26 protein-coding genes and 1 riboswitch are annotated in these 26,535 nt (G+C 59.4%); of the genes, 15 read left to right on the top strand and 11 right to left on the bottom strand.

The annotated features are described in order from the left end of the window. Positions 1–2: 2 nt before the first annotated feature. The 3 genes from AC1DNW_RS03905 to AC1DNW_RS03895 all read right to left on the bottom strand — a co-directional run bounded on the left by AC1DNW_RS03905 (position 3) and on the right by AC1DNW_RS03895 (position 3,300). Positions 3–1,469: an FGGY family carbohydrate kinase gene (locus tag AC1DNW_RS03905; protein WP_477852116.1), complete on the bottom strand. Its 1,467-nt coding sequence runs from the start codon at positions 1,467–1,469 to the stop codon at positions 3–5. Between the two features lie 65 nt (positions 1,470–1,534). Beyond that, the gene (locus AC1DNW_RS03900) at positions 1,535–2,491 is read right to left on the bottom strand and encodes a transketolase family protein (protein ID WP_115037610.1); all 957 of its coding nucleotides are present in this window, start codon (positions 2,489–2,491) and stop codon (positions 1,535–1,537) included. Further along, positions 2,491–3,300, bottom strand: a complete 810-nt coding sequence (locus tag AC1DNW_RS03895; protein WP_113308962.1) for a transketolase — start codon at positions 3,298–3,300, stop codon at positions 2,491–2,493. Before AC1DNW_RS03895 ends, AC1DNW_RS03900 begins: the two co-directional genes overlap by 1 nt. Before the next feature lie 213 nt (positions 3,301–3,513). Here AC1DNW_RS03895 and AC1DNW_RS03890 point away from each other — a divergent pair, with 213 nt between their 5' ends. From AC1DNW_RS03890 to ribB, 7 genes are all read left to right on the top strand, one after another. Beyond that, a complete protein-coding gene (locus AC1DNW_RS03890; RefSeq protein ID WP_477851969.1) occupies positions 3,514–4,497 on the top strand; it encodes an ABC transporter permease in 984 nt (327 codons plus the stop codon). Positions 4,498–4,612: 115 nt separating this feature from the next. Beyond that, entirely contained in the window at positions 4,613–5,542 is a 930-nt protein-coding gene (locus AC1DNW_RS03885) for a sugar ABC transporter substrate-binding protein (RefSeq protein ID WP_113298805.1), read from the top strand. A gap of 27 nt (positions 5,543–5,569) precedes the next feature. Beyond that, positions 5,570–7,048 (top strand): sugar ABC transporter ATP-binding protein, encoded by a 1,479-nt coding sequence (locus AC1DNW_RS03880; RefSeq protein ID WP_477851968.1) that lies wholly within the window; start codon positions 5,570–5,572, stop codon positions 7,046–7,048. A gap of 22 nt (positions 7,049–7,070) precedes the next feature. Further along, the gene (locus AC1DNW_RS03875) at positions 7,071–7,859 is read left to right on the top strand and encodes an SDR family oxidoreductase (protein ID WP_477851966.1); all 789 of its coding nucleotides are present in this window, start codon (positions 7,071–7,073) and stop codon (positions 7,857–7,859) included. 4 nt (positions 7,860–7,863) lie between these two features. Continuing rightward, positions 7,864–8,601, top strand: coding sequence for a triose-phosphate isomerase (gene tpiA, locus AC1DNW_RS03870; RefSeq protein ID WP_113308951.1), 738 nt, complete (start codon positions 7,864–7,866; stop codon positions 8,599–8,601). Between the two features lie 77 nt (positions 8,602–8,678). After that, positions 8,679–9,461, top strand: coding sequence for a glucose 1-dehydrogenase (locus tag AC1DNW_RS03865; RefSeq protein ID WP_113308952.1), 783 nt, complete (start codon positions 8,679–8,681; stop codon positions 9,459–9,461). Positions 9,462–9,567: 106 nt separating this feature from the next. Then, positions 9,568–9,712, top strand: a riboswitch (FMN riboswitch). 116 nt (positions 9,713–9,828) lie between these two features. After that, a complete protein-coding gene (gene ribB / locus AC1DNW_RS03860) occupies positions 9,829–10,455 on the top strand; it encodes a 3,4-dihydroxy-2-butanone-4-phosphate synthase (RefSeq protein ID WP_477851965.1) in 627 nt (208 codons plus the stop codon). Between the two features lie 167 nt (positions 10,456–10,622). On the opposite strand, the gene AC1DNW_RS03855 is transcribed toward ribB, so the two are convergent. The 6 genes from AC1DNW_RS03855 to AC1DNW_RS03830 form a co-directional block, all read right to left on the bottom strand. Then, the gene (locus tag AC1DNW_RS03855; protein WP_477851964.1) at positions 10,623–11,753 is read right to left on the bottom strand and encodes a Gfo/Idh/MocA family protein; all 1,131 of its coding nucleotides are present in this window, start codon (positions 11,751–11,753) and stop codon (positions 10,623–10,625) included. 11 nt (positions 11,754–11,764) lie between these two features. Beyond that, on the bottom strand, positions 11,765–12,550 hold the full coding sequence (locus tag AC1DNW_RS03850) for a ThuA domain-containing protein (RefSeq protein WP_477851963.1): 786 nt from the start codon (positions 12,548–12,550) through the stop codon (positions 11,765–11,767). A gap of 75 nt (positions 12,551–12,625) precedes the next feature. Further along, on the bottom strand, positions 12,626–13,654 hold the full coding sequence (locus AC1DNW_RS03845; RefSeq protein ID WP_115037597.1) for an ABC transporter ATP-binding protein: 1,029 nt from the start codon (positions 13,652–13,654) through the stop codon (positions 12,626–12,628). A gap of 12 nt (positions 13,655–13,666) precedes the next feature. After that, positions 13,667–14,497: a carbohydrate ABC transporter permease gene (locus tag AC1DNW_RS03840; protein ID WP_477851961.1), complete on the bottom strand. Its 831-nt coding sequence runs from the start codon at positions 14,495–14,497 to the stop codon at positions 13,667–13,669. Then, positions 14,497–15,483, bottom strand: a complete 987-nt coding sequence (locus tag AC1DNW_RS03835) for a carbohydrate ABC transporter permease (RefSeq protein WP_113507200.1) — start codon at positions 15,481–15,483, stop codon at positions 14,497–14,499. Before AC1DNW_RS03835 ends, AC1DNW_RS03840 begins: the two co-directional genes overlap by 1 nt. Before the next feature lie 84 nt (positions 15,484–15,567). Then, a complete protein-coding gene (locus AC1DNW_RS03830; RefSeq protein ID WP_113310564.1) occupies positions 15,568–16,833 on the bottom strand; it encodes an ABC transporter substrate-binding protein in 1,266 nt (421 codons plus the stop codon). Between the two features lie 298 nt (positions 16,834–17,131). Between AC1DNW_RS03830 and AC1DNW_RS03825 the strand changes: the two genes are divergently transcribed. From AC1DNW_RS03825 to panB, 3 genes are all read left to right on the top strand, one after another. Next, positions 17,132–18,157 carry a LacI family DNA-binding transcriptional regulator gene (locus tag AC1DNW_RS03825; protein WP_477851959.1) on the top strand — a complete coding sequence of 342 codons (1,026 nt, stop codon included), beginning with the start codon at positions 17,132–17,134 and terminating at the stop codon, positions 18,155–18,157. Positions 18,158–18,412: 255 nt separating this feature from the next. Continuing rightward, entirely contained in the window at positions 18,413–19,288 is an 876-nt protein-coding gene (gene panC, locus AC1DNW_RS03820; protein ID WP_477851958.1) for a pantoate--beta-alanine ligase, read from the top strand. Further along, the gene (panB, locus tag AC1DNW_RS03815; protein WP_477851957.1) at positions 19,285–20,106 is read left to right on the top strand and encodes a 3-methyl-2-oxobutanoate hydroxymethyltransferase; all 822 of its coding nucleotides are present in this window, start codon (positions 19,285–19,287) and stop codon (positions 20,104–20,106) included. Before panC ends, panB begins: the two co-directional genes overlap by 4 nt. Before the next feature lie 75 nt (positions 20,107–20,181). On the opposite strand, the gene AC1DNW_RS03810 is transcribed toward panB, so the two are convergent. After that, the gene (locus AC1DNW_RS03810) at positions 20,182–20,973 is read right to left on the bottom strand and encodes a phenylalanine 4-monooxygenase (protein WP_477851955.1); all 792 of its coding nucleotides are present in this window, start codon (positions 20,971–20,973) and stop codon (positions 20,182–20,184) included. 123 nt (positions 20,974–21,096) lie between these two features. Between AC1DNW_RS03810 and AC1DNW_RS03805 the strand changes: the two genes are divergently transcribed. After that, positions 21,097–21,558: an Lrp/AsnC family transcriptional regulator gene (locus AC1DNW_RS03805; RefSeq protein ID WP_477851954.1), complete on the top strand. Its 462-nt coding sequence runs from the start codon at positions 21,097–21,099 to the stop codon at positions 21,556–21,558. Between the two features lie 14 nt (positions 21,559–21,572). Here AC1DNW_RS03805 and AC1DNW_RS03800 read toward each other — a convergent pair whose 3' ends face one another. Beyond that, positions 21,573–22,073 carry an Lrp/AsnC family transcriptional regulator gene (locus tag AC1DNW_RS03800; RefSeq protein ID WP_477851953.1) on the bottom strand — a complete coding sequence of 167 codons (501 nt, stop codon included), beginning with the start codon at positions 22,071–22,073 and terminating at the stop codon, positions 21,573–21,575. Between the two features lie 127 nt (positions 22,074–22,200). Between AC1DNW_RS03800 and hppD the strand changes: the two genes are divergently transcribed. The 4 genes from hppD (at position 22,201) to maiA (ending at position 26,443) form a co-directional block, all read left to right on the top strand. Continuing rightward, on the top strand, positions 22,201–23,310 hold the full coding sequence (hppD, locus tag AC1DNW_RS03795) for a 4-hydroxyphenylpyruvate dioxygenase (protein ID WP_477851952.1): 1,110 nt from the start codon (positions 22,201–22,203) through the stop codon (positions 23,308–23,310). A gap of 67 nt (positions 23,311–23,377) precedes the next feature. Further along, positions 23,378–24,739, top strand: a complete 1,362-nt coding sequence (gene hmgA, locus AC1DNW_RS03790) for a homogentisate 1,2-dioxygenase (RefSeq protein WP_477851950.1) — start codon at positions 23,378–23,380, stop codon at positions 24,737–24,739. Between the two features lie 49 nt (positions 24,740–24,788). After that, the gene (locus AC1DNW_RS03785) at positions 24,789–25,814 is read left to right on the top strand and encodes a fumarylacetoacetate hydrolase family protein (protein WP_477851949.1); all 1,026 of its coding nucleotides are present in this window, start codon (positions 24,789–24,791) and stop codon (positions 25,812–25,814) included. Further along, a complete protein-coding gene (gene maiA / locus AC1DNW_RS03780; protein ID WP_477851947.1) occupies positions 25,811–26,443 on the top strand; it encodes a maleylacetoacetate isomerase in 633 nt (210 codons plus the stop codon). Before AC1DNW_RS03785 ends, maiA begins: the two co-directional genes overlap by 4 nt. Positions 26,444–26,535 lie beyond the last annotated feature (92 nt).

Here is a 26,535-nt window from a genome sequence, read left to right as displayed (position 1 = left end):
TATTATTCACACTTAGCCGGTGTCGGTCGCGACGTCGAGCGGGCCAGCGCATCATTCCATGTATTGAGAAGGCCGATGCGATCGATCTCTTCGGGGAGGATCACCTTAGTGCTTCGGGGCAAGGCCCCGATCACGTCGAGATCGCTCCACAGTCCGAGCGAAAGCCCGGCCAAATAAGCTGCACCGAGGGCGGAAGCCTCCGGCGCTTGACATTGTATGACGGCGTGTTCGATGAGATTGGATACGCATTGCATCAGGAAGCGGTTCTGGCTCGGGCCGCCATCGACGTAAAGGGCGCCGAGTTGACCGCCGCTCTGGGCGCGCATGGCGGCGATCACGTCATGCACCTGGCAGGCGATCGAATCAGTCACCGAGCGGGCCATCTGGGCGCGCGTCGTAGAAAAGTTGATTTGCGAGAAAAGTGCGCGGGCGTCGGAGTTCCAGTAGGGCGCGCCGAGGCCGACGAAGGCAGGCACGAATCCCGGTCCGCCCGGCTCGGCGGTCGCCGCAAGGTCGACGACGGCTGCGACATCGGCAAGGCCCAGAATGTCCGCCATCCAGGGGAGGCTTGCGGCTGAAACGAGAATGTTGCCCTCGAAGGCGAAGGTCGGCATGCCAGCGATCCGCCAGGCGACCGTCGTGGTGATGCCGTTTTGCGGCGCGATGAAGCGCGGTAATGTCGTCATGACGGAGGAGCCGGTTCCGAAAGTCACCTTGCCGTCGCCCGGCTTGAAGGCGCCATGACCGAAGAGTGCTGCATGGCTGTCGCCGATGGCCGACCGGATCGGCGTGCCATCGGGAATACCGGGAAGGCCACGCGTCGTGCCGAAATCGGCGGAGCTGTCGAGCACTTCGGGCAGCAGGCCGATATCGACGCCGAAGATTTGGCCGAGTTCCTCGCTCCAGATCTGGCCATTGAGGTCGAACAACTGGCTTCGGGCGGCATTGGAGGCATCGCAGACGTGGCGGCTGCCGCCGGTCAGGCAATGAATGAGCCAGCTGTCGATCGTGCCGAGGCGCACGCGGCGGCCGGCTGGCACGCGATCGAGCAGCCAACGGAATTTCGATCCGGGAAACATCGGGTCGAGAGGGAGGCCGGTCAGTGTCTCCACACGATCCAGATGCCCTTCGGCGATGAGGCGCTCGCAGTCCGGCGCGGTGCGGCGGCATTGCCAGCTCAGCACTGGGCCTAGCGCTTCGCCGGTCTCGGCATCCCAGACAGTGACGGATTCGCGCTGGTTGGACACCGCCACCGCCTCGACGGCGACGCCGGAGGCGTTTTTCAGGCAGGCCTCGATCGCTTCGCAAACGGAGGCAAATATCCGGCGTGGATCCTGTTCGACCCAACCCGGCTGCGGATAGGAGATGCCGACAGCGGCCGAGCCTCTGGCAAGGACGTCTCCTCTTTCGGAAACCAGAACTGCCTTCGAATTGGTAGTGCCTTGGTCGATCGCCAGAATTGCCCGCATCATCTTCTCCTCAGACGAATGGCCGGGGCGGATGCGCGCCCCGGCTCAATAGACCTGCTATCAGATTATTTGCGCTTGATCAGCGCCTGGGCCGCATCGGCGATCGCCGCCGGCGCCATGCCGAATTCGTCGAGGAGGAATTCGGCGGATCCCGTCGGCGCGTAGACGCCGGGAACGCCGAGACGCTTCATCGGTACAGGGGCGTTGTCGACCACCACTTCGGCGACGGCGGAACCGAGGCCGCCGAAGATCGAGTGCTCTTCCGCCGTTACGATCGCGCCAGTCTCGTGGGCTGCGGCGATGATGGCGGTTTCGTCGATCGGACGAACGGTCGCCATGTTCAGCACGCGCGCCTTGATGCCGCGCGCGGCAAGGATTTCGGCCGCCTTCACCATGCGGTGGGTCAGCGTGCCGTTGGCAATAAGAGTGACATCGGAGCCTTCGCGCAGCAGGTTCGCCTTGCCGACTTCGAACTTGTGGCCTTCGGGCAGCAGATCCGGAACGCCGACGCGCGACAGGCGCAGGAAGCAGGGACCATTGTAGCTTGCTGCCCATTCAACGGCGGCGGCAGTCTCGATCCGGTCGCACGGCGCGATCACGGGCAGATTCGGCAGGACGCGGATCCAGGCAAAATCCTCGATCGAATGATGGGTCGGGCCGAGTTCGCCGTAAGCCATGCCTGAGGAAATGCCGACGAGCTTGACGTTGGCATTGGAGTAGGAAATGTCGGCCTTGATCTGCTCCAGCGACCGGCCGGTCAGAAACGGTGAGGCGGCGCAGACATAGGGCAGTCGTCCGCCATTGGCGAGACCCGCGCCGACGCCGACCATGTTCTGCTCGGCGATGCCGACATTGACGAGGCGGTCGGGAAATTTCGACTTGAAACCGCCAAGCTTGGAGGAGCCGACCGAGTCGTTGCAGACGGCGACGATGGTTTCATTCTCGGTTGCCAGGCGTTCGAGCGTCGCGGCAAAGGCATCGCGGCAGTCATAGAGCTTCGGTGGGTTTACGGGCGCGTTCATTAGAGTGCCTCCGACAGTTCTGCCAATGCGGTTTCATATTGTTCCTTGCTCGGAACCTTGTGATGCCAGTCGACCCGATCCTGCATGAACGAGATGCCGTGGCCCTTATTGGTGTGCGCCACGATGCAATGAGGACGGTCGGAACGATGCTCGAGAGCGGGCACGATCGCGTGCATGTCGTTGCCGTTGATTTCACTGACCTCCCAGCCGAAGGCTTCGAGCTTGGGGCGAAGGGGGGCGAGATCGTTGGTGTCCGAGAGCGAGGCACCCTGCTGGAACCTGTTGTGGTCGATGATCAGCGTCAGATTGTCCAGACGGAACTGGTATGCCGCCATGATGGCTTCCCAGTTCGAGCCTTCCTGCATCTCGCCATCACCGGTGATGACGTAGGTGTGGTACTTCGCGCCCGAGAGTTTCGCGGCCTTCGCCATGCCGATAGCGACCGGCAGCCCGTGTCCAAGCGGCCCGGTGTTGGTTTCGACGCCCGGCACCTTGTTGCAGTTCGGATGGCCGTTCAGCCGGGAATATGGCTTCAGGAAGGTTGAGATTTCCTCTTCCGGAATGAAGCCGCGCTTGGCAAGCACAACATAGAGCGCACAGGCCGTATGGCCCTTCGACAGCACGAACCTGTCGCGATCGGGGTGTTTCGGCTGGTCTGGCCAGACACGCAGCACGCGGAAGTACAGCGCCGTGAGCAGATCGATCACCGACATCTCGCCACCGATATGGCCGGCGCCTGCCTCGTATACGGCCTGAAGGTCGCGCAGACGGATCTGGCGAGCAACACGTTCAAGTTCGGAAGGCTCCATCATTTCCTCTTGTGCATAAATATTCATGTGTTTATATTTTTGCACAGGCGACGTCTTAGTCAAGCCCCTTATTAGTCATAATGCTCTAGCTTTCATCCGAAAAGCCGGTTGACAGTGCTAAGGCAAGTTGTTAATGAATTTTCCAGCAGGCATGAATATTTATTCTTGCTTGGTGAAATATTGGCTGCCGGCCTTAGTCTTCAGGGAGGAACGATGGTGGCGATCGACGTTAATGAACAGAGCCGTCCATCGGGCACGTGGGTCAGCAAGCTCACGGGAGCGACCGGTCCGCTGATCGGATTGCTTTTGCTCTGCTTCTTCCTGACCTTCAGCACTGATGCATTTCTCTCCGTCCGCAATGGTTTGAACATTCTCGACCAGATCACCGTGCTCGGCATTATGGCTGTTGGCATGACCTTCGTGATCCTGATTGGCGGCATCGATCTCTCGGTCGGTTCGGTTCTGGCGCTTGCGATGATGGTGATGGGCTGGACAGCGAATGTCGCCGGCCTGCCGCTCGGCGTAGGCATCGTCGTGGCGCTCATTGCCTCGATGATCAGCGGCCTGATCGTCGGCATCATGGTCACCTGGTTCAGGGTGCCTGCCTTTATCGCGACGCTTGCGATGATGTCGGCCGCGCGCGGCGTGGCGAACATGATCACCGACGGCCAGCAGATCGTCGGCTTCCCCGACTGGTTCATGATGCTGGCCATTGACCGCCATTTCGGCATTCTGACCGCAACCGTCTTCCTGATGCTGGCTGTCGTCGCCGCTGCCTGGGTTTTCCTGCACTTCCGCGCAGAAGGCCGCATGCTCTATGCAGTCGGCGGCAATCCCGAAGTTGCCCGTCTTGCCGGCATCAATGTCCAGCTTGTGACTATTCTCGTCTACATGGCGAGTGCCGTCCTTGCAGGTCTTGCCGGCATCGTTCTTGCTGCCCGTCTGGACTCGGTTCAGCCGTCCAGTGGTTTCGGCTACGAGCTGGACACGATCGCGGCCGTCGTCATCGGCGGAACGTCTCTGTCGGGAGGCGCTGGCGGCATCGGCGGCACACTGATCGGCGTCCTGATTATCGGCGTGCTGCGCAACGGCCTCAACCTTCTCAACGTGTCGCCTTTCCTGCAACAGGTCATCATCGGCGTCGTCATCGTTCTCGCGGTCGGTGCCGAAACGATCCGCAAGCGGCGGGCCGCCTGATCGCTAGGCTGCAGAGGATGCGGGCCTGAAGAAATTCCTCTCCGAAGGGTTTGGAGCGGATCTATTGCCCGAGGGGGAGGATACCCAAGGGTTCACTAACAATGGAGGAACTGACATGAAATTTGCGCGCACTCTGCTCGCGTCTGCCGCCCTGCTTGGCCTCAGCCTCGGATCCGTTCAGGCGGCCGAAGTCAAGAAACTCGGCCTTGCCGTCGCCAATCTGCAGGCGAACTTCTTCAACCAGATCAAGCAGTCCGTCGAAGCCGAAGCCAAGAAGCGTGGCATCGAGGTCCTCACCGTCGACGCCAAGGGCGATGGCCCGACCCAGGTCAACCAGATCCAGGACCTGCTGACCCAGAATATCGACGCACTGATCTACATCCCGGCAGGCGCTGCTGCAGCCAGTGTGCCGGTCAAGCTTGCAAAGCAGGCCGGCATTCCGGTCGTCAACGTCGACCGCAATGCTGAAGGCGCTCCGGGCGATACCTTCCTGGCGACCGATTCCGTCGCCTCCGCCAAGGCGGTTTGCGACTACATCCTCAAGGAAGCTGGCGGCAAGGGCAAGATGGTCATCATCCATGGCCAGAAGGGCACCACGCCTGAACTGGACCGCACCAAGGGGTGCCAGGAATCCCTGAAGGCCTATCCGGACGTGAGCGTCGTCGCCGAGCAATATTCCAACATGTGGAGCCAGGACGAGGGCTTCCAGATCATGCAGAACATGCTCCAGTCCAATTCGGATGTCTCGATCGTCTTCGCCCAGGCAGATGGACTGGCGCTCGGTGCGGCTCAGGCGATCAAGGTCGCCAATCCATCGCAAAAGATCGTGGTCGGTGGTTTTGATGGCGACACCGCTGCACTTGAGGCCCTCAGCAAGGGTGTGTTCGACGTAACCGCGACACAGCAGACGCAGAAGATGGGCCGCGATGCGGTGGAGAACGCGGTCAAGCTCGCTGCCAAGGAAAAGGTGCCGCCGGTCCAACTGATGGACGCCACGCTGACGACCAAGGAAAACGTGGCAGGCTTCATCGCCAACCATCCGTAATCAGTCGAAATCTCGAGGAGGTGTGCTGTGACCGAGCCGGTTCTTTCCCTGAGGGGCATATCCAAGCGCTACGGACTGCTGCAGGTTCTGAAAAATGTGGACCTGGACGTCTATCCCGGCGAGGTGGTGGCACTTCTCGGCGAAAACGGCGCTGGCAAGTCGACACTGTCAGGCATTATTGCCGGATCACGCACACCGTCCGAGGGCACGATGACATGGCTGGGGCAGCCTTATGCCCCGGCCGCTCCACGCGAGGCGATCGACAAGGGCGTCGTGCTGATCCACCAGGAATTGCAGCTCCTGCCGCATCTTTCCATCGCCGAAAATGTCTTCATCGGTCGATGGCCGATGAAGAACGGCGTGGTCGACCGCGCCCAGATGGTTCGCCGCGCCCAGGAACAGCTCGCACGGCTGAACCTGCATATTCCCGCGACCCGAAAGGTCGCCGGTCTCTCGACCGCCAACCAGCAGCTCATCGAGATCGCCAAGGCGCTGGCGCTTAATGCAAAACTCCTGATCCTCGACGAGCCGACTGCAGCCCTTGGTGGGGCGGAGACGGAAGCCCTGTTCGAGCAGGTGCGCAAGCTCCGCGCCGAGGGCGTGGGCATCATCTACATCTCCCACCGTATGGAGGAGATCAAAAAGATCACCGATCGCATCGTCGTGCTTCGCGACGGAGAGCGCGTCCATGAATTTGCCGACAGCTCGACGCCGGTGCGCACAATCGTCGAAAGCATGGTCGGTCGGTCGCTCGATCGCCTGTTTCCGACACTTCCCGAGCCGACCAGCCGGTCCGTGCTTGAGGTGTCTGGCCTGACGTCGCCGGACGATTCCTTCCGCGATGTGAGCTTTGACGTCCATGCCGGCGAAATCCTTGGCATTGCTGGCCTCGTCGGCGCCGGCCGCACCGAGCTTGTAAGGGCGATTTCCGGTGCCGATCCAATCAGCGGCGGCTCGATCAAGCTGGACGGTGAGGCTCTGAAGCTGCGCAGCCCAGCGGATGCGATCGCCAGGGGCATCGTGATGGTTCCGGAAGATCGCAAGGAGCAGGGCCTCGTCGTCGCGCACAAGATCAGCGAGAACATCATCTACGCCAATCTCGACAAGCTTGGCGGGCGCTGGCTCACCTCGAACGTGAAGCGCGTTTTCGCCGAAAAGGCAGTGGCGAAGTTCGGCGTCAAGGGGCGTGCGGAGCAGTTTGCTTCCGATCTCTCGGGCGGCAACCAGCAGAAGGTCGTCATCGCCAAATGGCTGATGCGTGATCCCAAGGTCGTGGTGCTGGACGAACCGACGCGCGGCATCGATGTCGGAGCCCGCGCCGGCATCTACGACATCATCGTCAACCTCGCCAAGCAGGGTGTCGCGGTCATTGTCGTAAGCTCCGACCTCGAGGAGGTTCTCGGCGTATCAAACCGCATTCTCGTGCTGGCTCAGGGCAAGCAGGCAGGCATTCTGAAGCGTGACGAGGCGAACGACGTCTCGGTCATGGAACTGGCGACAATCTAAGCAAAGACAGAAAGGAAGAGCGGTGTCCGACATCTCTCTGAACGCACCGAAACTATTTGATCTCAGCGGCCAGGTCGCCATCGTGACGGGTGCCGGCAGCGGCATCGGGCAGAGGATCGCCATCGGTCTCGCCCAGTGCGGTGCTGACGTCGCGCTTCTCGACCGCCGTAGCGATGACGGCCTTGCCAATACTGCCGGCCATATCAGGGCTGCCGGCCGTCGATCGATCGAGATTGCAGCCGATGTGACCAGCAAGTCGTCTCTGGCGGATGCCGTCGCCCGCACCGAAGCCGATCTCGGTGCGCTCTCGCTTGCTGTCAATGCCGCCGGTATCGCCAATGCCAATCCCGCCGAGGAGATGGAAGAGGATCAGTATCAGACGCTGATGGACATCAACCTGAAGGGCGTTTTCCTCTCCTGCCAGGCCGAAGCGCGGGCCATGTTGAAGAACGGCCGCGGGTCGATCGTCAACATCGCCTCCATGTCGGGCGTTATCGTCAATCGCGGTTTGAGCCAGGCCCATTACAATGCCTCGAAGGCGGGCGTGATCCATATGTCGAAGTCGTTCGCCATGGAGTGGGTCGGGCGCGGCATCCGCGTCAACACGATCTCGCCGGGCTATACCGCAACGCCGATGAACACCCGGCCCGAAATGGTGCATCAGACCAAGCTCTTCGAGGAACAGACGCCGATGCAGCGAATGGCCAGTGTCGACGAGATGGTCGGTCCGGCTGTCTTTCTGCTGTCGAATGCCGCGAGCTTCGTGACGGGCGTCGATCTGCTCGTCGACGGCGGCTTCTGCTGCTGGTGATGCCATGCGCAAGCTGATCGCAGGCAATTGGAAAATGAACGGTCTCATCTCCTCCCAAGCTGAGATCGAGGCGCTGAAGGGACTAACGGGCAGTGCGACGTGCGATATCGTCGTCTGCCCGCCCTTCACGCTGATTGATCGCGCAGTGGCGCGGGTTAAGGATTCGAAACTGGTCATCGGCGCGCAGGATTGTCATGCGCAGCAGTCAGGTGCCCATACGGGCGACGTCTCTGCCGAAATGCTCGCCAATATTGGCGCGCGTTATGTCATCCTCGGACATTCCGAGCGCCGTGTGTCTCACGGCGAAGATGATGAAATCGTCCTTGCAAAGGCAGTTGCCGCTCACCAAGCGGGCTTGATCGCGATCGTCTGTGTCGGTGAAACGCGACATGAGCGTGACGAGGGACGGGCGATCGAAGTGGTTGGCGAGCAGTTGAGAGAATCCATTCCCGAGGCAGCGACGAGCGCAAATCTCGTCGTCGCCTATGAGCCCGTATGGGCGATAGGAACCGGATTGGTGCCGACCAACGAACAGATCGAGGAGGTCCATGCCGCGATCCGGCAGATGCTCGCAGATCGGCTGGGGAACGACGGCCATTCAGTCAAGATCCTCTATGGCGGCTCGGTCAAGGCGTCGAATGCGGCTTCGATCTTCAAGATTCGCAATGTGGACGGCGCGCTGGTTGGCGGCGCTTCGCTGAAGGCATCGGAATTCGCCGCGATTATTTCTGCAGCCGTTTGAAGTCTAAGTGAGCGGGTAAGCGCGGCCGGTTTCTTGGATCGGCGCCGCACTCGCCGGCACCGTGAAAGGAAAAGAGAATGCAACGCTTCGAAAACAGGACTGTCGTCATTACCGGCGCAAGCCGCGGCATCGGTGCGGCGATTGCCAAACGCTTTGCGCGCGAGGGCGCCAATCTCGTCGTCTCCGCCAATGAGGAGAGCGTGCATGCCGTCGCCGAGCAGATCAAGGTCGATGGCGGCAAAGCTATCTCCTTCGTTGGCGACGTCACCGACAAGGCAAGCGTCAAGGCTCTTTATGACGCTGCCGAACAGGCCTTCGGCGCCGTTGATGTCTCCATTCAAAATGCCGGTGTCATCACCATTGCCCGCATCGAGGATATGACTGAGGGCGAGTGGGACAAGGTCATGGCGGTCAACACCAAGGGCGTGTTCCTCTGCGCCCAGGAAGCGATTGCCCGCATGCGCAAGCATGGCCGCGGCGGTCGCATCATCAACACCGCCTCCGGCCAGGCACGCGACGGCTTCATCTATACGCCGCATTATGCCGCGTCGAAGATGGGCGTTGTCGGCATTACCCAGAGCCTTGCCAAGGAAGTCGCGACCAACGGCATTACCGTCAACGCGTTCTGCCCCGGCATCATCGAAACCGACATGTGGGCCTATAACGACCAGGCATGGGGCAAGCTGCTCGGCAACTACGGCCCCGGCGAACTCATGAAGGAATGGGTCGAGGGAATACCGATGAAGCGTGCCGGATCGGGCGAAGATGTCGCCGGCCTCGTCACCTTCCTTGCGAGCGACGACGCGGCCTATATCACCGGCCAGACCATCAATGTCGATGGCGGCCTGATCATGTCATAGCTTTGTTCGACAATAGGGAACGGTGCTTTCACCTATACGAGACAATTCTCGAGCGGTGATTTTCGCCCAACCTCTTGCCGAACGAGGCATTCATCATTTATCTAAGAAATGTTCTCAGGGCGGGGTGTAATTCCCCACCGGCGGTATCGAGGCAACTCGGAGCCCGCGAGCGCCTTCGTGAAAGCGAAGGGTCAGCAGATCCGGTGAGATGCCGGAGCCGACGGTCATAGTCCGGATGGAAGAGAGCAACGTAGAGGACGCCGCTCGGCACGCGGCGTTTCATATGCTTGTTCGCCCAAGGGAAAATGGTGGCCTTTGACAGGCCATGGATGTCGCGCGTTGCGGCTAACCCTTGAAAGGCAGAGAAATGGCAATTTCTAAAATCGAAGATGGGATCGCCGCAATTGCACGCGGCGAGATCGTGGTCGTCGTCGACGATCGCGACAGGGAAAACGAGGGTGACCTCGTCATCGCATCGGAAGCAATCACTCCGCAGGCAATCGCCTTCATGATGAATTACGCCCGCGGCCTCATCTGCGTCGCAATGGAAGGCGAACGGCTGGACGAACTGCAGATCCCGCAGATGGTTCCCAACAATACCGAACTCTTGAAGACAGCTTTCACCGTGTCGGTTGACTATATCCCTGAAACGACGACCGGTATTTCCGCGGCTGACCGCGCCGCGACGGTTCGCGCGCTCATCGGTAAGAATTCTCGCCCCGAGGATTTTGCGCGGCCCGGACATATCTTCCCGCTGCGAGCGCATCCGAACGGCGTGCTTTCTCGCCCCGGCCATACCGAGGCGGCTGTCGATCTCGCTAGGCTTGCCGGCCTGTCGCCGTCGGGCGTCATCTGCGAAGTGGCCAATGACGATGGCACGATGGCGCGCCTGCCCGATCTCGAGCGGTTTGCCGAACGGCACGGCCTCCACCTGATCACGATCGAGGATCTCATTGCCTATCGTGGCGTGAGCGCGCCTGTTAAGGCCGCTTAGGAAGCCCGCCTTGTCTGCCGTGGTTATATACCGCGGCAAGCAAAGATCGCGTGGGTGCCGTTTGCGCCATCCGGAGCGAGCGCCCGCCCTCTGCCATGGATAAGCAGAGGGAGCTGTTGGCTCGAAGAAGGCCCGATCACGCGGGCCTTCTATGTTTCACCATGCCGTCAGACAACGAGTGCCAGCGCCGGACCCTGATCGTCCGCCTCGCTTTCAAGCTCCTGGCCGGCCGTGCCTTCCAAGTTATCGGAAGCCAGCAGATTGAACTCCCGACGTTCTTTCTCCGACACAATCGCGAGGTCGATGACCTTCTGCAGGTTGGCGGCATGGCGGAAGGTGGGATCGTCCTGTTTCCCGGTCCTGACCGCTTCGGCAAAGCGCTGATAGTTGGTCAGCACCGTCGGCACCTCGATATCACGCCAGGTGGCGCTTTCAATGTCGTCGCCGAAACAGCCGCGAAGATCCGAGCCGTCCGGACGATGAGTGACTTCGAGGCTGCCCCTCTCGCCGTAGATGCGCAGCTTCAGCTCGTTCAAATGGCCGGTCGCCCAGCGGGTCGCATGGATGACACCGAGCGCGCCATTGGCGAAATCGACCGACATAGTGAAGCTGTCATTGGCATCCAGCATATACTCGCCGATCTGGCCACCCGGCGCCTTGTTGAAGGTCTTGAGCCGCGCAAAGACGTGATCGATGTCGGTCGCAGCGCCATAGGCTGCGAAGTCGAGGATATGGATACCGACATCGCCGAGCACGCCGTTCGAACCGTGACCGGTGGACAGGCGCCACAGCCAGCGCGATTCCGTGCGCCAGTCGCCCCAGGCACGCGAAACCAGCCAGCTCTGCAGGTAAGAGGCTTCAACATGACGGATGGTGCCGAGTTCGCCTGATAGCACCATCTCGCGGGCGCGCTGCAGGGGAGCAACGTTGCGATAGGTGAGGTTCACCATGTTGATGACCCCGGCTGCCTCTGCAGCTTCGGTCATCTCGAGCGCGTGCGCATAATTCTCCGCCAGCGGCTTTTCGCAGAAGACGTGCTTGCCGGCGGCAATCAGCGCGAGGCTGGTCGCGTGGTGGATACGGTCGGGCGTCACATTCGTCGCCGCATCGAATTTGTCCCAGGCGATTGCTTCGTCGAGCGTGCTGAAGCGTTTTTCAATGCTGAAATGATCGGCGAACTCATCGAGCCGGGCCCGGTCCGTATCGACGGCGCCGACCACTTCCACGCCATCGATGGCAAGGAAGTTGGCAACCTGGTTTTTGGCCATGACGCCTGTGCCGAGAACGAGTAGACGCATTGCTGTTCTCCTCAGCGGTAACCGGCTTCGCCGGCCTGGTGCAGTCTCGGGCCGCGCTCGACGATCGGCTCCAGTGCTTTTTCTACCGGCACATTTGGAGCATCGGTGATGCTCTTCAATGCACCCTCGGGGTTATAGGCCCACTTGACGCCGTTGATCAGCACCTTCTGCACGTTGGCATCGTGATAGGTCGGGTAGGTTTCATGGCCGGGGCGGAAATAGAAGATATTGCCGGCACCGCGGCGCCAGGTCAGGCCGGAGCGGAAGACTTCGCCACCCTGGAACCAGGAGATGAACACCGTTTCCAGTGGCTCCGGCACGGAGAACTGCTCGCCGTACATCTCTTCGTTCTCCAGCTCGAAATGCTCGCCGATACCGGCAGCGATCGGATGGCGCTGATTGATCGTCCACAGCCGCTCGCGTTCACCCGCCTCGCGCCATTTCAGCGCACAGGGCGTGCCCATCAGACGCTTGAAGATCTTCGAGAAATGGCCGGAATGCAGCACGAGCAGGCCCATGCCTTCCCACACCCGCTTGGCGACACGCTCGACGACTTCGTCGGAGACGGCGCCATGATCCTTATGGCCCCACCAGGTCAGGACGTCGGTCTCGTCAAGCCGGGCCTCCGTCAACCCATGCTCGGGCTCCTGCAGCGTGGCGGTCGTCGCGGAAATCGCCGGGTCGGTGTTCAGCGCCTTGGCAATGGTCGTGTGCATGCCCTCAGGGTAGATGCCCCGGACGATCTCGTTGGTTGTCTCATGGATGTTTTCACCCCAGACGATGGTGCGAATAGACACGTTTCTGCTCCTTCACAGCGAATAGCGGACCGGAGCCGATGGGAAACGGTCAGATCCTGTTTATGTGGTTGGTGGTCAGGCTGCGCCCTTGAAAGGAACCCTTTCGAGCGCGCGTCCGGATTGGTCGAAGCGATGAATGCGCTCCTTGAGCGGCGACACGCCCAGTTGCTGGCCGGGCTGGTGGCTCGATACGCCGGTCTCGCGAACGGTAAGCGGTTCGGCCGAGCCGATGTCGAGATAGACGAAGCTGTCCGAGCCGAGGATCTCTGAATGGATGACGGTGCCGGTCCAGGCAGGATCCTGATCTCTAAACTCGATATGTTCGGCCCGCACCCCGATTGTGTGGGTGTCATAGGGAGCCGCGAAAGGTCCGGAGAGGAAATTCATCTTCGGCGAACCGATGAAACCGGCGACGAAAATGGAGTTCGGGGTCTCGTAGAGCTCGATCGGTGTTCCGACCTGTTCGACGACGCCGTCGCGCAGCACGCAGATGCGGTCGGCCAGTGTCATGGCCTCGACCTGATCGTGGGTGACATAGATCATCGTCGTGTCATGCATGCCGCGGTGAAGCTTGGCGATCTCCAGCCGTGTGGCGACGCGAAGAGCCGCATCCAGGTTCGACAAGGGTTCGTCGAACAGGAAGACCTTCGGGTCACGAACGATGGCGCGGCCGATAGCCACGCGCTGGCGTTGGCCGCCCGAAAGCTGGCGCGGCAGGCGTTCCAGATAGGGCGAAAGCTGAAGCATGCCGGCTGCCTGTTCGACGCGTGCCTTGCATTCTTCCCTGGTCCGGCCGGACAGCTTCATGCCGAAGGCCATGTTTTCGTAGACCGTCATGTGCGGATAGAGCGCGTAGGACTGAAAGACCATCGCGATGCCGCGTTTGGACGGGGAAAGACGGTTGACGGGTTCGCCGTCGAAGGAGAGCGTGCCGGAAGATATATCCTCCAGTCCCGAGATCAGTCGCAGCAAGGTGGATTTGCCGCAACCGGACGGGCCGACGAAGACCATGAACTCGCCCCTACGGATGTCCATGGTCACACCCTTGATGACTTCGAATGCGCCGAAGCTCTTGCGGATATTATCGAGCCTAATCTGTGCCATATCTCGCTTTCCTCAGCCTTTGACGCCGCCGGCCGTCAGCCCGGAAATAATCCGGCGTTGAAAAATCAGAACAAGGATGACGACGGGCACGGTGACGATGACCGATGCCGCCATGATGTTGCCCCAGGGGATTTCGAACTGACTTCCGCCCGAAAGCAGAGCGATTGCCACCGGTACCGTTCGTTGGGCATCCGATGATGTGAAGGTCAGGGCGAACAGGAATTCATTCCAGGCCGTGATGAAAGCGAGCAGGCCGGTGGTGACCAAGGCCGGCCACATCAACGGCATGAACACTTTCGTGATGATGACCCAAGGGGATGCGCCATCGACGATCGCCGCTTCCTCGATTTCGATCGGCAGATCCCGCATGAAAGTGGTCAGCACCCAAACAGTGAAGGGCAGGGTGAAGATCATATAGGAGAAGATCAGCGCAAACGGCGTGTTGAAGATGCCGATCCAGCGGATGAGTTCGAAAAGCCCCGCCAGCACGGCGATCTGCGGAAACATCGACACGGACAGGATGGTCAGCATCAAGAGTGCCCGACCCCTGAAATGCACCCGGGCAAGCGCGTAGGATGCGGTCACTGCGAGCAGCAGCGAGGCGGCGACCACGAGGCAGGCAATGAGCAGTGAATTGCCGAGGCTGCGTATGAAGCTGCCCGTCGTCAACACACCTCTATAGTTTTCGAGCGAGATCGAAGTCGGCCAGTAATTGACCTCGAAGAGGGCTGTGCCGGCTTTAAAGCTTGTGAGGATCGCGTAGTAGAACGGGAAGACCGCGATGATGACGATAACGGCAACCAGAAGATAGAAGAGGGTGTTCTTTGTGGCTGTAAGCAACATCAGCGTTCACCACCCCCGAGATTGACGCGGCCGATCCAAATGTAGAGCACGGTGACCGACGCGATGATGAGAAAGAGAACGGTCGAGGCTGTTGCGCCATAGGCGAACTTGTCGAAGTCGAAAAGGTTTTCACGCGCCATGACCGACATCGTCTTTGTCTGGGCGTTGTTGGGCGTCAGCACGTAGATCAGGTCGAAGATGCGCATCGCATCGAGCATGCGGAAGATTACCGCGACCATGATCGCCGGGCGCACCAGCGGGAGCGTCAGGCGCCAGAATACCTTAATCGGGTTGATCCCGTCGATTTTGGCGGCTTCGTAAATATCTGCCGGAACCATCTGCAGAGCGGCCAGGATCAGCAGGGCCATGAAGGGTGTCGTCTTCCAGACGTCGACGATCAGAACGGCAATCATCGCGGTATCGGGATCTGCGGTCCATGCGATCTTCTGGCTGATAAGCCCGAGGCTGAGAAGGATGTCGTTCAGGATACCGAACTGGTCGTTGAGCATCCAGGCCCACATCTTGGCCGAGACAATGGTCGGGATCGCCCAGGGAATGAGGATCGCGGCGCGCACGATGCCACGCCCAACGAACTGGGCATTCAATACGAGGGCGACGATGAGGCCGAGCGCGGTTTCGATCGTCACGGACAATAGCGTGAACTTTGCCGTATTCCAGACCGCACCCCACCACGCGGGATCGGCAAGAAGTCCCCTGTAAACGGTGCGGCCGCTCTTCAGGGTGACCCAGGAGAGGTAATTGTCGAAGCCCACAAACTTCGCATCGCCGAGGTTCGTCAGCGATGCGTTGGTGAAGCTGAAGTAGATGGTGCGAAACAGCGGCCAGCCGGCAACGATCGCGAGGATCAACAGGGTCGGCGCCAAAAACATCCAAGCGGAACGAACCCGCTCGGAGCGCAGGTCGGACGAAGTGGGCTTGGCGAAAGCGCCCGTCCTCAGGTTTTGGGAGACTGCAACTTCACTCATGGGGTATCCGCTTCATGAGACGATCGACAAAGGCGTTGTCGGGAACGGCAGCGACGGAAGGTCCGCCGCTGCCGTATCGGTCTTTCACCAGGCGCCGCCCTCAAGCGTCGTCAGATCGGCTTCAAGAAGCTCGAGGTTTTCTTCCGCAGAGCCGCTACCGGAGAGCGTGTTGTGCACGGCGGTCCAGAACTTCGCGGAAACCTCGTTGTATTTGACCTTCGCAACAGCCGACGGGCGCGGCACTGCATTTTCGAAGATCGGCTTCCAGTTCGGCATGAAAGGCTGCGCAGCAGCAATGTCCTTGTCGTCATAGAGCGCCGACAGCGTCGGCAGGTTGGAAAGCTCGATGGCGCGCTGCTTCTGGCTATCCTTCGAGGTCAGGAACTTGACGAGTTCGATCGCTGCATCGGGGCTCTTCGAATATTTCGACACGGCGAGATTCCAGCCCCCGAGCGCCGAAGAAGGCTTGTCGCCTTCGGCGGCAACCGGAAGGGTCGTCACGTCGAACTTGCCCTTGACCGGACTGTCAGGGCCGTTTCCAAGCGCATAGGCATAGGGCCAGTTGCGCATGAAGACCGCGTTGCCTGTCTGCCAGACACCACGGGATTCTTCTTCCTGATAGGCAAGCACACCGCTCGGTGAAATCGTGCCGATCCAGCCCTTGGCGCGATCGAGAGCTGCCGCAGCCTTTTCATTGTTGATGGAAATCGTGCCATCGGTCTCGATGATCTGGCCGCCACCCGAGGACTTGACCCATTCCAGCGCATTGCAGGTCAGGCCTTCATAGGCATTGCCCTGGAAGACGTAACCCCAGAGATCCTTCTGGCCGGCGGCGCGCTCCTTCTCCTGGATTTCCTTGGCGGTTGCCTCCATCTCGTCCCAGGTTTTCGGCGGCTGCTTGCCGTATTTCTCAAGCAGATCCTTGCGATAGAAGAGCGCCGGAGCGTCCGTATAAAGCGGCATTGCAACCAGGCGGCCGTTCACGGTTTGCGATGCGACGATTGCCGGGAAGAAGTCGCCGACGACATCCTTGGTGGCATCCTTCAGATCGACGAACTGGTCGGCCAACTGTGGGGCCCAGATAACATCCGTCTGGTAGACATCGACATCAGTGTTGCCGGCTGCAAGCCAGAGACGATACTGCGAAAACTGCTCCGTCGACGAGGACGGCATGGTGACGATCTTGACCTTATTGCCAGTCGTCTTCTCGAAAACATCGAGCTGCTTGCGGAACAGATCGAGGTTCTTGCCGGTGGAACTCGCCGAGATGCTGATCTCGGCGGCATAGGACGATACGGTCGCGCCAATGAGCGCGGCCGCAACCGCGGCCGCTGTAAAGCAAAACTTCATTTTCTCCTCCCAAGGACCAAATTGAAATCGATTTGGCTGCAAAAAACTGTCAGAAGGCGGATATCATGTCAAGAGAGGGGCTCGATCGACAGTGTTGCTTGTGTACAGATGCAGAATACTGTTTGAAATCAATGAGTATCCTGAATATTGCGATTTCTTTGATTTCGGGTTGCGTACAAGAGGGCAATTAAAATTGAAATCGATTTGAGAAAATATAGTCGACGGCGTAGAATGTGGAAATTGCGCCGCCGATGGTATAGATCCCCGGCAGCGCAGGCGATGAAAGTCAATTCGGTCTATGAAACTCAAAGAGTTCGCAAAACAACTTGGACTGTCCCCAACGACCGTCAGCCGTGCGCTCAGTGGCTATCCCGAGGTGAGCGAAGTGACGCGCGCCCGTGTCGTTCAGGAAGCGGTGCGAATGGGCTATCGGCCGAACGTCAATGCGGTAAGGCTGAAAACCGGGCGGGTCGGTGCCATTGGCGTTGTCATGGGGCGAGCAGGCGAGTTCCATTTCGCGGAATTCATGGCCGGCATGGCGGAGCGTCTTGTCACGGAAGACACCGACATTCTGGTCATTCCGATGGCTAATCCCGAATATGATGCAGAGATGCAACTTTATAGGCGGCTGGCGGAAAGCCAGCGGGTGGATGCGATCATCGTTCACTCGCCTCGACCCAATGACCAGCGCATCGCGCTACTGAACGAGCTGGGAATGCCGTTTCTCGTTCATGGCCGGTCTGACATCGACGTGCCGCACCCGTGGCTCGATATCGACAATGAAGGGGCCGTGTGTCGTGCGACCTCGCATCTGATCGATCTTGGTCATACCAGGATTGCGATGATCAATGGCCGCCAGGGAGCGACCTATGCGCTGCATCGCGACATCGGCTATCGCCGCGCGCTGCAGCACCATGGGATCGAAGTCGATCCGCAATTGATTGCCAACGGCAATTTCACCGACGAGCTCGGTTTTCGCTTTGCACGGTCATTTCTCGAACAACCGAAGCCGCCTACCGCGTTTGTCGCCGGGTCCATGATGACCGCGCTCGGCATTTACCGAGCCGCGCGTTCGCTCGGCCTTCAGATCGGCAGCGATGTCTCGGTTATCGCTCACGATGACGTTTTTCCCTATTTGACGGCCGACAATATGGTCCCGTCGCTATCGGCGACCCGCTCGTCGATGCGCGCCGCAGGCACGCGGTGCGCCGATCTCGTGCTGCAGCTTTTGGCCGGGCGTTCGCCACTGGAGATTCACGAGCTTTGGCCGGTTGAGCTTATCTTGCGCGAGTCAACAGGGCCGGTACGGGCGCTCCAGACTTAACATTTGTGCAACCATACGAACGGCAGGCGGCAGACGAGCTTGAGCAGTTCTGTCGGGGCCGGCGAGACAGGCGCGGGCCGTCTTGCGCCAGCTTTGGCGCAGTTGCGAGAAATCCGTCTCATTGTGCCCGGCGGCAAGAGCAGGTGCTAAGAAAACCGCTCTTATCTAATCGTTTTTATCTACAGGGGGCATTGACGCGCGACCCCGCTTGCATTCTGTATCCGCCCCCAACGTGACCGTGGCCGGGGAGGGCACATGCAGGTCCTATCGAGCATTGAGGCGATGCGCGCAGCACTTGCTGAAGCAAAGGCGAAAGGCGGGCCGGTCGGCTTCGTGCCAACGATGGGTTATCTCCATGCCGGACATATGAAACTTGTCGCGCGAGCCCGCGCTGAAAACGAAATCGTCGTTGCCTCGATCTTCGTCAATCCACTCCAGTTCGGCCCGGCGGAGGATCTGACCCGATACCCGCGTGATCTCGAACGCGACAAAACGATGCTGGAAAAAGCAGGCGTTGACATTCTCTTTGTGCCAGGCGTCGAGGATATGTACCCACGCCCGATGAAAACCGTGGTTGATGTGCCGGAGCTTGGATGCGAGCTCGAAGGCGCCGTTCGACCAGGGCATTTCGCCGGCGTGGCCACTGTCGTCAGCAAGCTCTTCAATATCGTCCAGCCGAAGCACGCCTATTTCGGCGAGAAGGATTACCAACAGGTCGTTGTCATCAAACGGATGGTAGACGATCTGGCGCTGCCGGTGCGCGTCGTTTCCGTGCCGACAGTCCGGGATATGGATGGGCTCGCGCTGTCTTCTCGCAACGTCTATCTCAATGAGGAAGAAAGGCGCGCAGCGGTCATCGTCCCTCGCGCGTTGGACGAAGCGGAGCGCCTTGTCGCTCAGGGCCTCACTGACCCGCAGGTCCTTGAAGCGAAGCTTGCCGGCTTCATCAGCCGTGAGCCTCTGGCAAAGCCGGAAGTCGTCGCTGTGAGGGACGCCTCGACATTGCAGAATGTCGCGAAAATCGAGGTCCCGGTGGTGATCGCATTGTTCGTCCGGATCGGCACGACCAGGCTTCTCGACAACCGGGTGATTGTGAAAAAGGCTACGTCTGGACCAGGAGACGCGCAATGAGTACAGCGAACTCCACGAAGCGCCTGACGCCCACGCGAATCCGGGCGATGAAGGGTGGAACGCCGATCGTATGCCTGACGGCTTACACGACACCGATGGCGCGGCTGCTCGATGAACACTGCGATCTCCTGCTCGTCGGAGATTCGCTCGGCATGGTTCTCTATGGACTGGACAGCACCGTCGCGGTGACGCTCGACATGATGGTCGCGCACGGCAAGGCGGTCATACGCGGGGTCACCAAATCCTGTGTCGTCGTCGACATGCCCTTCGGCAGTTACCAGGAATCCAAAGAACTGGCCTATCGCAATGCCGTGCGCATTCTACAGGAAACCGGCTGCGACGCGGTCAAACTTGAGGGTGGCGAGGAGATGGCCGATACAATCGCCTTCCTCACCGCCCGTGGTGTTCCAGTTCTTGGCCACATCGGCTTGATGCCGCAGCAGGTTCATACCGCAGGTGGATACCGATCCGTGGGCCATTCCGACGAAGAAGTCGCGACGATCCGGCGTGACGCGGAGGCCGTCTGCAACTCGGGAGCCTTTGCGGTCGTCATCGAGGGCACGGTTGAGACATTTGCCCGCGAGGTGACGAGCGCTATCCCTGTTCCAACGATTGGAATCGGTGCGTCGGCCGCCTGCGACGGCCAGATCCTGGTTTCGGACGATATGCTCGGACTGTTCAACGACTTCACACCGCGCTTCGTCAAACGGTACGACGAGCTTGGAAAGAGGATCGGGGTGGCGGCGGCCGCCTATGCTGGCGAGGTTCGCTCCCGCACATTTCCCACGCAAGACCATACATTCAAGCGCCGGCCGTAGTTCGGGTGGCCTTGCCAAGCCTGAATAGCCTGTCGCCCTCAGCTCGATTGTCGCAGCCGTCATACCATTAGCGATTCACGACGCTTTGGCTTCGAAAGTGGGGGCAAAATCACCCAGCGATTTTGCCTTGAGGATCATGCCTTCGATATCCTGCTCAACGATCGCTTCAAGATCGGTGAAGCTGTCGATGACGTAGTAGATCGGCTGGAGGATATCGATCCGGTACGGAGTCCTCAGCACGCTCAGCAGATCGAACGGCCGAAATTCACACGTCTTGCCTTCCATTGCCGCCTTTGCTTCGCTTGGCGAAGAGACGATCCCTGCGCCGAAGCAGCGGCGGCCCTTTGGTGTGTTAATCAGACCGAATTCGACGGTAAACCAGAAGATGCGGAACAAATGCCAGGAATAGCCTTTGCCGAGGTGGACGGCAGTTTCACCGAAATGCCGTACGAAATTGGCATAGCTCTGGTTGGTGAGCATTGGGCAGTGGCCGAAAACCTCATGGAACAGGTCGGGTTCCTCGATATAGTCGATATGCTCGCGACGGCGGAGGAACGTTGCGAGCGGGAATTTGCCTTGCGACAGAAGTTCATAAAAACGTGAGGGTGGAATGAGCGCCGGCACGCCTTCAACCCCGAAGCCGGTGGTTTCGTTCAGACGTCTGTTCACATCGAGAAGCTGCGGCACCTTGTCGGGCTTCAGTCCCAGCATTTCGACGCCATCAAGATATTCGCGGCAGGCCATCTCGGCGAGAAGCTTCATCTGACGCCGGTAGAGCTCACCCCAGATCGCATCTTCATCAGGCATGTAGTCATATAAACCGTCCGGGCCGGGCAGTTTGGCGGTGTAGCTGCTTTCCTTGGTCATAGGCTGATCCTCCCATGCACGGCGCTATTCCTGCCATTATGATCCAGGTTTGGAGGATTTTCTTTTCTTTCATGCTGGCTATTGGCATAGTGATGGAAAATCTTGCCGAATGTGACGCCAAGAATGAAAGAATCTGGGAATTTTCACCGCAAGCTTCTGCAGCTCGTCCAGGCTGACGGCACTCTTTCGCTGGCAGACCTGGCTGAAAAGGCCGGCATGTCACAAAGCTCGGCCTGGCGGAAGATCCAAGAACTGGAAGCCGACGGCGTCATCCGCAAGCGTGTGACACTGCTCGATCCTGGAAAACTCGATCTCAAGCTCTGCGTCATCGCGCATGTAACGCTGGAGGATCATCACGAAGAGGCGGTAGCGTCTTTCGCTTCGGTGGTGTTGGAGCGGCCGGAGATCATGGAATGCTACGCCTTATCAGGCGCTTTCGATTACATGCTGAAGATAAGGGTGAGGGACGTGGAAAGCTACGAAGCCTTCATGACCCGCTACCTCATGCGCAACCCGCATGTGCGCACGGTCGTATCGAGCTTTGTGCTGCGGGAGCTGAAATTCTCGACCGAACTGCCGCTCTGACGTTTGGTGCCAGATCACCGCGCGCTGTCTCCATGCCAGCTAGCCGGCATGTGTATCGGAAAGCCTTCGAATGTCTTCAGTGTATCGAGCACGATCGAAGTCTTCACGTGCTGCACAGACTCATGAGGCAGCAGAACGTCGTTGACGAATTTGGAGAGATCCGCGAGCCCGCGGGTCGCTACCTTCAGGTGATAGTCCATTTCACCGGTCAGCGCATAGGCTTCGAGAACTTCCGGCAGTCCGTTGATCAGTTGCGAGAATCTGCGGGCATTGTCCCTGTTGTGGGTGGCAAGCGTCACGGATATGACCACCAGCATATCCAGACCCAGCTTCTGCTGATCCAGATAGGCCCGGTAGCTGCAAATATATCCCTCAGCTTCCAGTCTTGTTCGCCGGCGCGAGCATTGCGAGGGTGAAAGCGCAATCCGCTCCCCCAACTCATTGTTCGTCAACCGGCCGTCCTTTTGAAGTTCCTGCAGCAGACGTAAATCCAATTTATCGAGCTGTTCATCCATTGCGCAAAATCCCGAAAATCCTCACAGATCGTGCACAATATCTTCTCGGAGCATAAAGAATGCAAGAACTTTGCATGCGTTTTGGGCCACACTTTGCATAAGCAAACTCCAGTTCCAGGAGGAGAAAATGGGCCCTTTTCCGCATGATGCGCCGCCCTCGGAAATTACCGCCGACAACCCGGCCGGCACCGACGGCTTCGAGTTCGTTGAATTCGCCCATCCTGAACCCGACAAGCTGCGCGAACTCTTCACACGCATGGGCTACGTCCCAGTCGCCAGGCACAAGACGAAAGACATCACCGTCTGGCGCCAGGGGGACATCAACTATATCCTGAACGCCGAAGCCGGCAGTCATGCCGCTCGTTTCGTCGCAGCCCATGGTCCCTGCGCCCCGTCGATGGCATGGCGCGTCGTCGACGCCAGACACGCCTTCGATCACGCAGTGTCGAAAGGCGCCATCCCGTATGAAGGGCCTGACAAGGCGCTCGATGTCCCGGCAATCGTCGGCATTGGCGGCTCGCTGCTCTATTTCATCGAAACCTATGGTGCGAAGGGATCAGCCTACGATGCCGAGTTCGATTGGCTTGGCGAGTCCAACCCGCATCCCCAGGGGATCGGTTTTTATTATCTCGACCATCTCACCCACAACGTTTTCCGCGGCAATATGGACAAGTGGTGGGATTTTTACCGCAATCTGTTCAATTTCAAGCAGATCCACTTCTTCGATATCGATGGACGCATCACCGGTCTGGTAAGCCGCGCCATCACGTCGCCCTGCGGCAAGATCCGCATTCCGCTGAATGAATCGAAGGATGACACCAGCCAGATCGAAGAATATCTGAAGAAGTACAGAGGCGAGGGCATCCAGCATATTGCCGTTGGAACGGAGGATATCTACGAGGCAACTGACAGACTTGCCGATAACAGTCTGCGTTTCATGCCGGGACCGCCGGAAACCTATTACGACATGTCCTATGAACGCGTGAACAGCCATAGCGAACCTGTCGAACGCATGAAGAAGCACGGCATCCTCATCGATGGCGAAGGCGTGGTGAATGGCGGCATGACGAAAATCCTGCTGCAGATCTTCTCCAAGACCGTCATTGGCCCGATCTTCTTCGAATTCATCCAGCGCAAGGGCGACGAGGGCTTCGGCGAAGGCAATTTCCGTGCTCTCTTCGAGTCGATCGAGGCCGATCAGATCAAGCGTGGTGTTATCGGTACTGCGGCGGAGTAAACTCTCGGGGTCAGCTCGCGCGTCTGAAGACGCGCGGTGCCTCAGAGTTTCCGGGGAGGAGTTGAGCATGGACCAGACATCGATCCAGCCGTCAGACGGCGAAGCCACGACGGCAAACAGACTGAAGTATATGCCGGGCTTCGGCAATGACTTCGAGACGGAGTCACTCCCGGGCGCTCTTCCACAAGGCCAGAACAGCCCCCAGAAATGCAACTATGGTCTCTACGCGGAGCAGCTTTCCGGTTCACCGTTCACCGCCCCGCGCGGGACGAACGAAAGGTCCTGGCTCTATCGCATCCGCCCGAGCGTGCGTCACACGAGCCGCTTCTCAAACGCTTCCTATCCGCACTGGAAGACTGCACCTTGTCTGGACGAGCATTCGCTTCCCCTGGGACAGCTTCGCTGGAATCCCGTTCCCACACCCACCGAGAAGCTGACGTTTCTTCAGGGTGTGCGGACAATGACGACGGCGGGCGATGTCACGACCCAGGTGGGCATGTCAGCCCACGCCTACGTCTTCAATGACGATATGATCGAAGATTACTTCTTCAACGCCGATGGTGAACTGCTGATCGTGCCGCAGCTCGGCGCCGTCAGGGTGTTCACCGAAATGGGCATCATGGACGTGGAGCCCCTGGAAATATGCCTCATCCCCCGCGGCATGATGTTCAAGGTCCTGCGCAACGGCGAGCAGACCGTCTGGCGCGGATATATATGCGAGAACTACGGCGCGAAATTCACGCTGCCGGATCGCGGACCGATCGGCGCGAACTGTCTGGCGAACCCACGCGACTTCAAGACTCCTGTCGCCGCTTTCGAGGACAAGGAAAGGCCTTGTCGCGTTCATGTGAAGTGGTGCGGCAAATTCTATGTCACGGATATCGGCCACTCGCCCCTCGATGTGGTGGCCTGGCACGGCAACTACGCCCCCTTCAAATACGATTTGCGGACGTTTGCTCCCGTCGGCGCGATCCGCTTTGATCATCCCGATCCGTCGATTTTTTCGGTGCTGACTGCGCCCACCGAAGATGCGGGCACGGCGAATGTCGATTTTGTGATCTTTCCGCCCCGCTGGCTGGTCGCCGAGCACACTTTCCGCCCGCCCTGGTACCACCGTAACATCATGAGCGAGTTCATGGGCCTGATCCATGGCCAGTATGACGCCAAGGAGGAGGGCTTTGTCCCCGGCGGCATGAGCCTGCATAACATGATGCTTGCCCACGGGCCGGACGCGCTCGCCTTCGAAAAGGCATCCAATTCCGAGCTCAAACCGGTGAAGCTGGATGACACCATGGCTTTCATGTTCGAGACCCGGTACCCCCAGCAATTGACGAAATACGCAGCCGAGCTTGAAACGCTGCAGGACAACTACCTGGAGTGCTGGGACGGCCTGGAACGCAAGTTCGACGGGACCCCCGGTATCAAGTGATGGCATCAGGTGAAGATCGGCCAAGCATCCTTTGGCACGGGAATGGGACATGAAACTTGCGACGTTGAAAGACTCCACGAGAGACGGCCGGCTCGTCATCGTTTCCCGCGACCTTACCCGTTGTTCCGAAGTCGGTCACATTGCCCGCACATTGCAGGCGGCTCTCGATGACTGGGAGCACGTTGCTCCGAGGCTCGCGCAGATTGCCGAAGGTATCGAGACAGGAGCCCAGCCGACGATCCGCTTTCGCGAACACGACGCCACATCGCCCTTGCCGCGGGCATATCAATGGGCCGACGGTTCGGCTTATCTCAACCATGTTGAACTGGTCCGCAGGGCGCGGGGTGCCGAGATGCCGGCGAGCTTCTGGACCGATCCGCTGATGTATCAAGGTGGTTCGGACGGGTTCCTCGGGCCGCGAGACCCGATCGTGGTGGCTGACGAAGCTTATGGGATCGACCTGGAGGGCGAAATTGCCATCATCGCCGGCGACGTTGCCATGGGTTCTGGTCCGGAAGCTGCGCGCGATGCCATCCGTCTGGTAATGCTCGCCAACGACGTGTCCCTGCGCGGTCTCATACCGGACGAGCTGGCCAAGGGATTTGGTTTCTTCCAGTCCAAGCCGGCATCGGCATTTTCTCCGGTCGCGGTGACGCCGGACGAGCTCGGAGAGGCGTGGGATGGCGGCAAGCTGTGCCTGCCGCTGCTTGTGAGCGTGAACGGAAAGGCATTCGGCAAGGCGAACGCCGGCGTCGACATGACGTTTGATTTTGGCCAACTCATCGCCCATGCCGCCAGAACCCGCAATCTGGCGGCTGGAACGATTATCGGTTCGGGAACGGTTTCCAACAAGCTCGACGGCGGAGCAGGCAAGCCCATCGAAGACGGAGGGGACGGCTACTCATGCATCGCCGAGATACGGATGATTGAGACGATCAAAACCGGGTCGCCGAAGACTCCATTCATGCAGTTCGGGGACCAGGTTCGCATCGAGATGAAGGATGATGCCGGCCATTCGATCTTTGGGGCGATCGAGCAGACGGTCGAAAAATATAAGGAGGCTGGCCCGCGATGAACGAGGTCGTTCTTTACGACTACTGGAGGTCATCGGCGAGCTATCGCGTCCGTATCGCGCTCAATCTCTTGGCGATCGACTACAAAACAGTGTCCATCAACTTGTTGGAGGGAGCGCACAAGAAGCCGGAATATCTGACGCTCAACCCGCAGGGGTTCGTGCCGACATTGGTGATCGACGGGAAAACTCTGACCCAGTCGCTGGCAATCATCGAGTATCTGGCCGAGCTTCGGCCGGAATGCGGACTACTGCCAGCCGATATTGCCGATCGCCAGAAAGTGCGCGCCTTCGCATACGCGGTCGCCATGGACATACATCCGATATGCAACACGCATGTCGTGGCGCATCTCATGACCGTAACGGACAAGACCGGCGCCCGCGAGGAATGGATGAAGCATTTCATCACGGATGGCCTTCGCAAGCTCGAAGCCATGATTGACGGAGCCGATGGAGAGTTCAGCTTCGGCGATACACCGACGATGGCGGACCTATGTCTTGTTCCCCAGGTCTACAATGCCCGCCGCTGGGGAGTGGACGTAACTGACTTCACGCGCATCACCGATATTGATGGCAAGTGCTGCAGACTGCCAGCTTTTCAGGCCGCCCATCCCGACAGCGTGAAACCTTAGCGCGTTGCCGAGATGCCTGCGCGAGCTGACGTTGATCATCCTTCGAAGAAATTGCAGTATCGCAACTCCACCAGCCAGCCAGCCTATTCAGC

Source organism: Rhizobium sp. 05L429 (assembly GCF_056397645.1).
Note: the sequence above shows the minus strand (reverse complement) of the source record. Positions and strands in the feature narration are given on the sequence as shown.

What these genes read in the sequence shown, in the direction of transcription:
- AC1DNW_RS03905 (WP_477852116.1), bottom strand. Translation starts at nt 1,469, where the DNA reads ATGCGGGCAATTCTGGCGATCGACCAAGGCACTACCAATTCGAAGGCA.
- AC1DNW_RS03900 (WP_115037610.1), bottom strand. Translation starts at nt 2,491, where the DNA reads ATGAACGCGCCCGTAAACCCACCGAAGCTCTATGACTGCCGCGATGCC.
- AC1DNW_RS03895 (WP_113308962.1), bottom strand. Translation starts at nt 3,300, where the DNA reads ATGGAGCCTTCCGAACTTGAACGTGTTGCTCGCCAGATCCGTCTGCGC.
- AC1DNW_RS03890 (WP_477851969.1), top strand. Translation starts at nt 3,514, where the DNA reads ATGGTGGCGATCGACGTTAATGAACAGAGCCGTCCATCGGGCACGTGG.
- AC1DNW_RS03885 (WP_113298805.1), top strand. Translation starts at nt 4,613, where the DNA reads ATGAAATTTGCGCGCACTCTGCTCGCGTCTGCCGCCCTGCTTGGCCTC.
- tpiA (WP_113308951.1), top strand. Translation starts at nt 7,864, where the DNA reads ATGCGCAAGCTGATCGCAGGCAATTGGAAAATGAACGGTCTCATCTCC.
- AC1DNW_RS03865 (WP_113308952.1), top strand. Translation starts at nt 8,679, where the DNA reads ATGCAACGCTTCGAAAACAGGACTGTCGTCATTACCGGCGCAAGCCGC.
- ribB (WP_477851965.1), top strand. Translation starts at nt 9,829, where the DNA reads ATGGCAATTTCTAAAATCGAAGATGGGATCGCCGCAATTGCACGCGGC.
- AC1DNW_RS03855 (WP_477851964.1), bottom strand. Translation starts at nt 11,753, where the DNA reads ATGCGTCTACTCGTTCTCGGCACAGGCGTCATGGCCAAAAACCAGGTT.
- AC1DNW_RS03845 (WP_115037597.1), bottom strand. Translation starts at nt 13,654, where the DNA reads ATGGCACAGATTAGGCTCGATAATATCCGCAAGAGCTTCGGCGCATTC.
- AC1DNW_RS03840 (WP_477851961.1), bottom strand. Translation starts at nt 14,497, where the DNA reads ATGTTGCTTACAGCCACAAAGAACACCCTCTTCTATCTTCTGGTTGCC.
- AC1DNW_RS03835 (WP_113507200.1), bottom strand. Translation starts at nt 15,483, where the DNA reads ATGAGTGAAGTTGCAGTCTCCCAAAACCTGAGGACGGGCGCTTTCGCC.
- AC1DNW_RS03830 (WP_113310564.1), bottom strand. Translation starts at nt 16,833, where the DNA reads ATGAAGTTTTGCTTTACAGCGGCCGCGGTTGCGGCCGCGCTCATTGGC.
- AC1DNW_RS03825 (WP_477851959.1), top strand. Translation starts at nt 17,132, where the DNA reads ATGAAACTCAAAGAGTTCGCAAAACAACTTGGACTGTCCCCAACGACC.
- panC (WP_477851958.1), top strand. Translation starts at nt 18,413, where the DNA reads ATGCAGGTCCTATCGAGCATTGAGGCGATGCGCGCAGCACTTGCTGAA.
- panB (WP_477851957.1), top strand. Translation starts at nt 19,285, where the DNA reads ATGAGTACAGCGAACTCCACGAAGCGCCTGACGCCCACGCGAATCCGG.
- AC1DNW_RS03810 (WP_477851955.1), bottom strand. Translation starts at nt 20,973, where the DNA reads ATGACCAAGGAAAGCAGCTACACCGCCAAACTGCCCGGCCCGGACGGT.
- AC1DNW_RS03805 (WP_477851954.1), top strand. Translation starts at nt 21,097, where the DNA reads ATGAAAGAATCTGGGAATTTTCACCGCAAGCTTCTGCAGCTCGTCCAG.
- AC1DNW_RS03800 (WP_477851953.1), bottom strand. Translation starts at nt 22,073, where the DNA reads ATGGATGAACAGCTCGATAAATTGGATTTACGTCTGCTGCAGGAACTT.
- hppD (WP_477851952.1), top strand. Translation starts at nt 22,201, where the DNA reads ATGGGCCCTTTTCCGCATGATGCGCCGCCCTCGGAAATTACCGCCGAC.
- hmgA (WP_477851950.1), top strand. Translation starts at nt 23,378, where the DNA reads ATGGACCAGACATCGATCCAGCCGTCAGACGGCGAAGCCACGACGGCA.
- AC1DNW_RS03785 (WP_477851949.1), top strand. Translation starts at nt 24,789, where the DNA reads ATGAAACTTGCGACGTTGAAAGACTCCACGAGAGACGGCCGGCTCGTC.
- maiA (WP_477851947.1), top strand. Translation starts at nt 25,811, where the DNA reads ATGAACGAGGTCGTTCTTTACGACTACTGGAGGTCATCGGCGAGCTAT.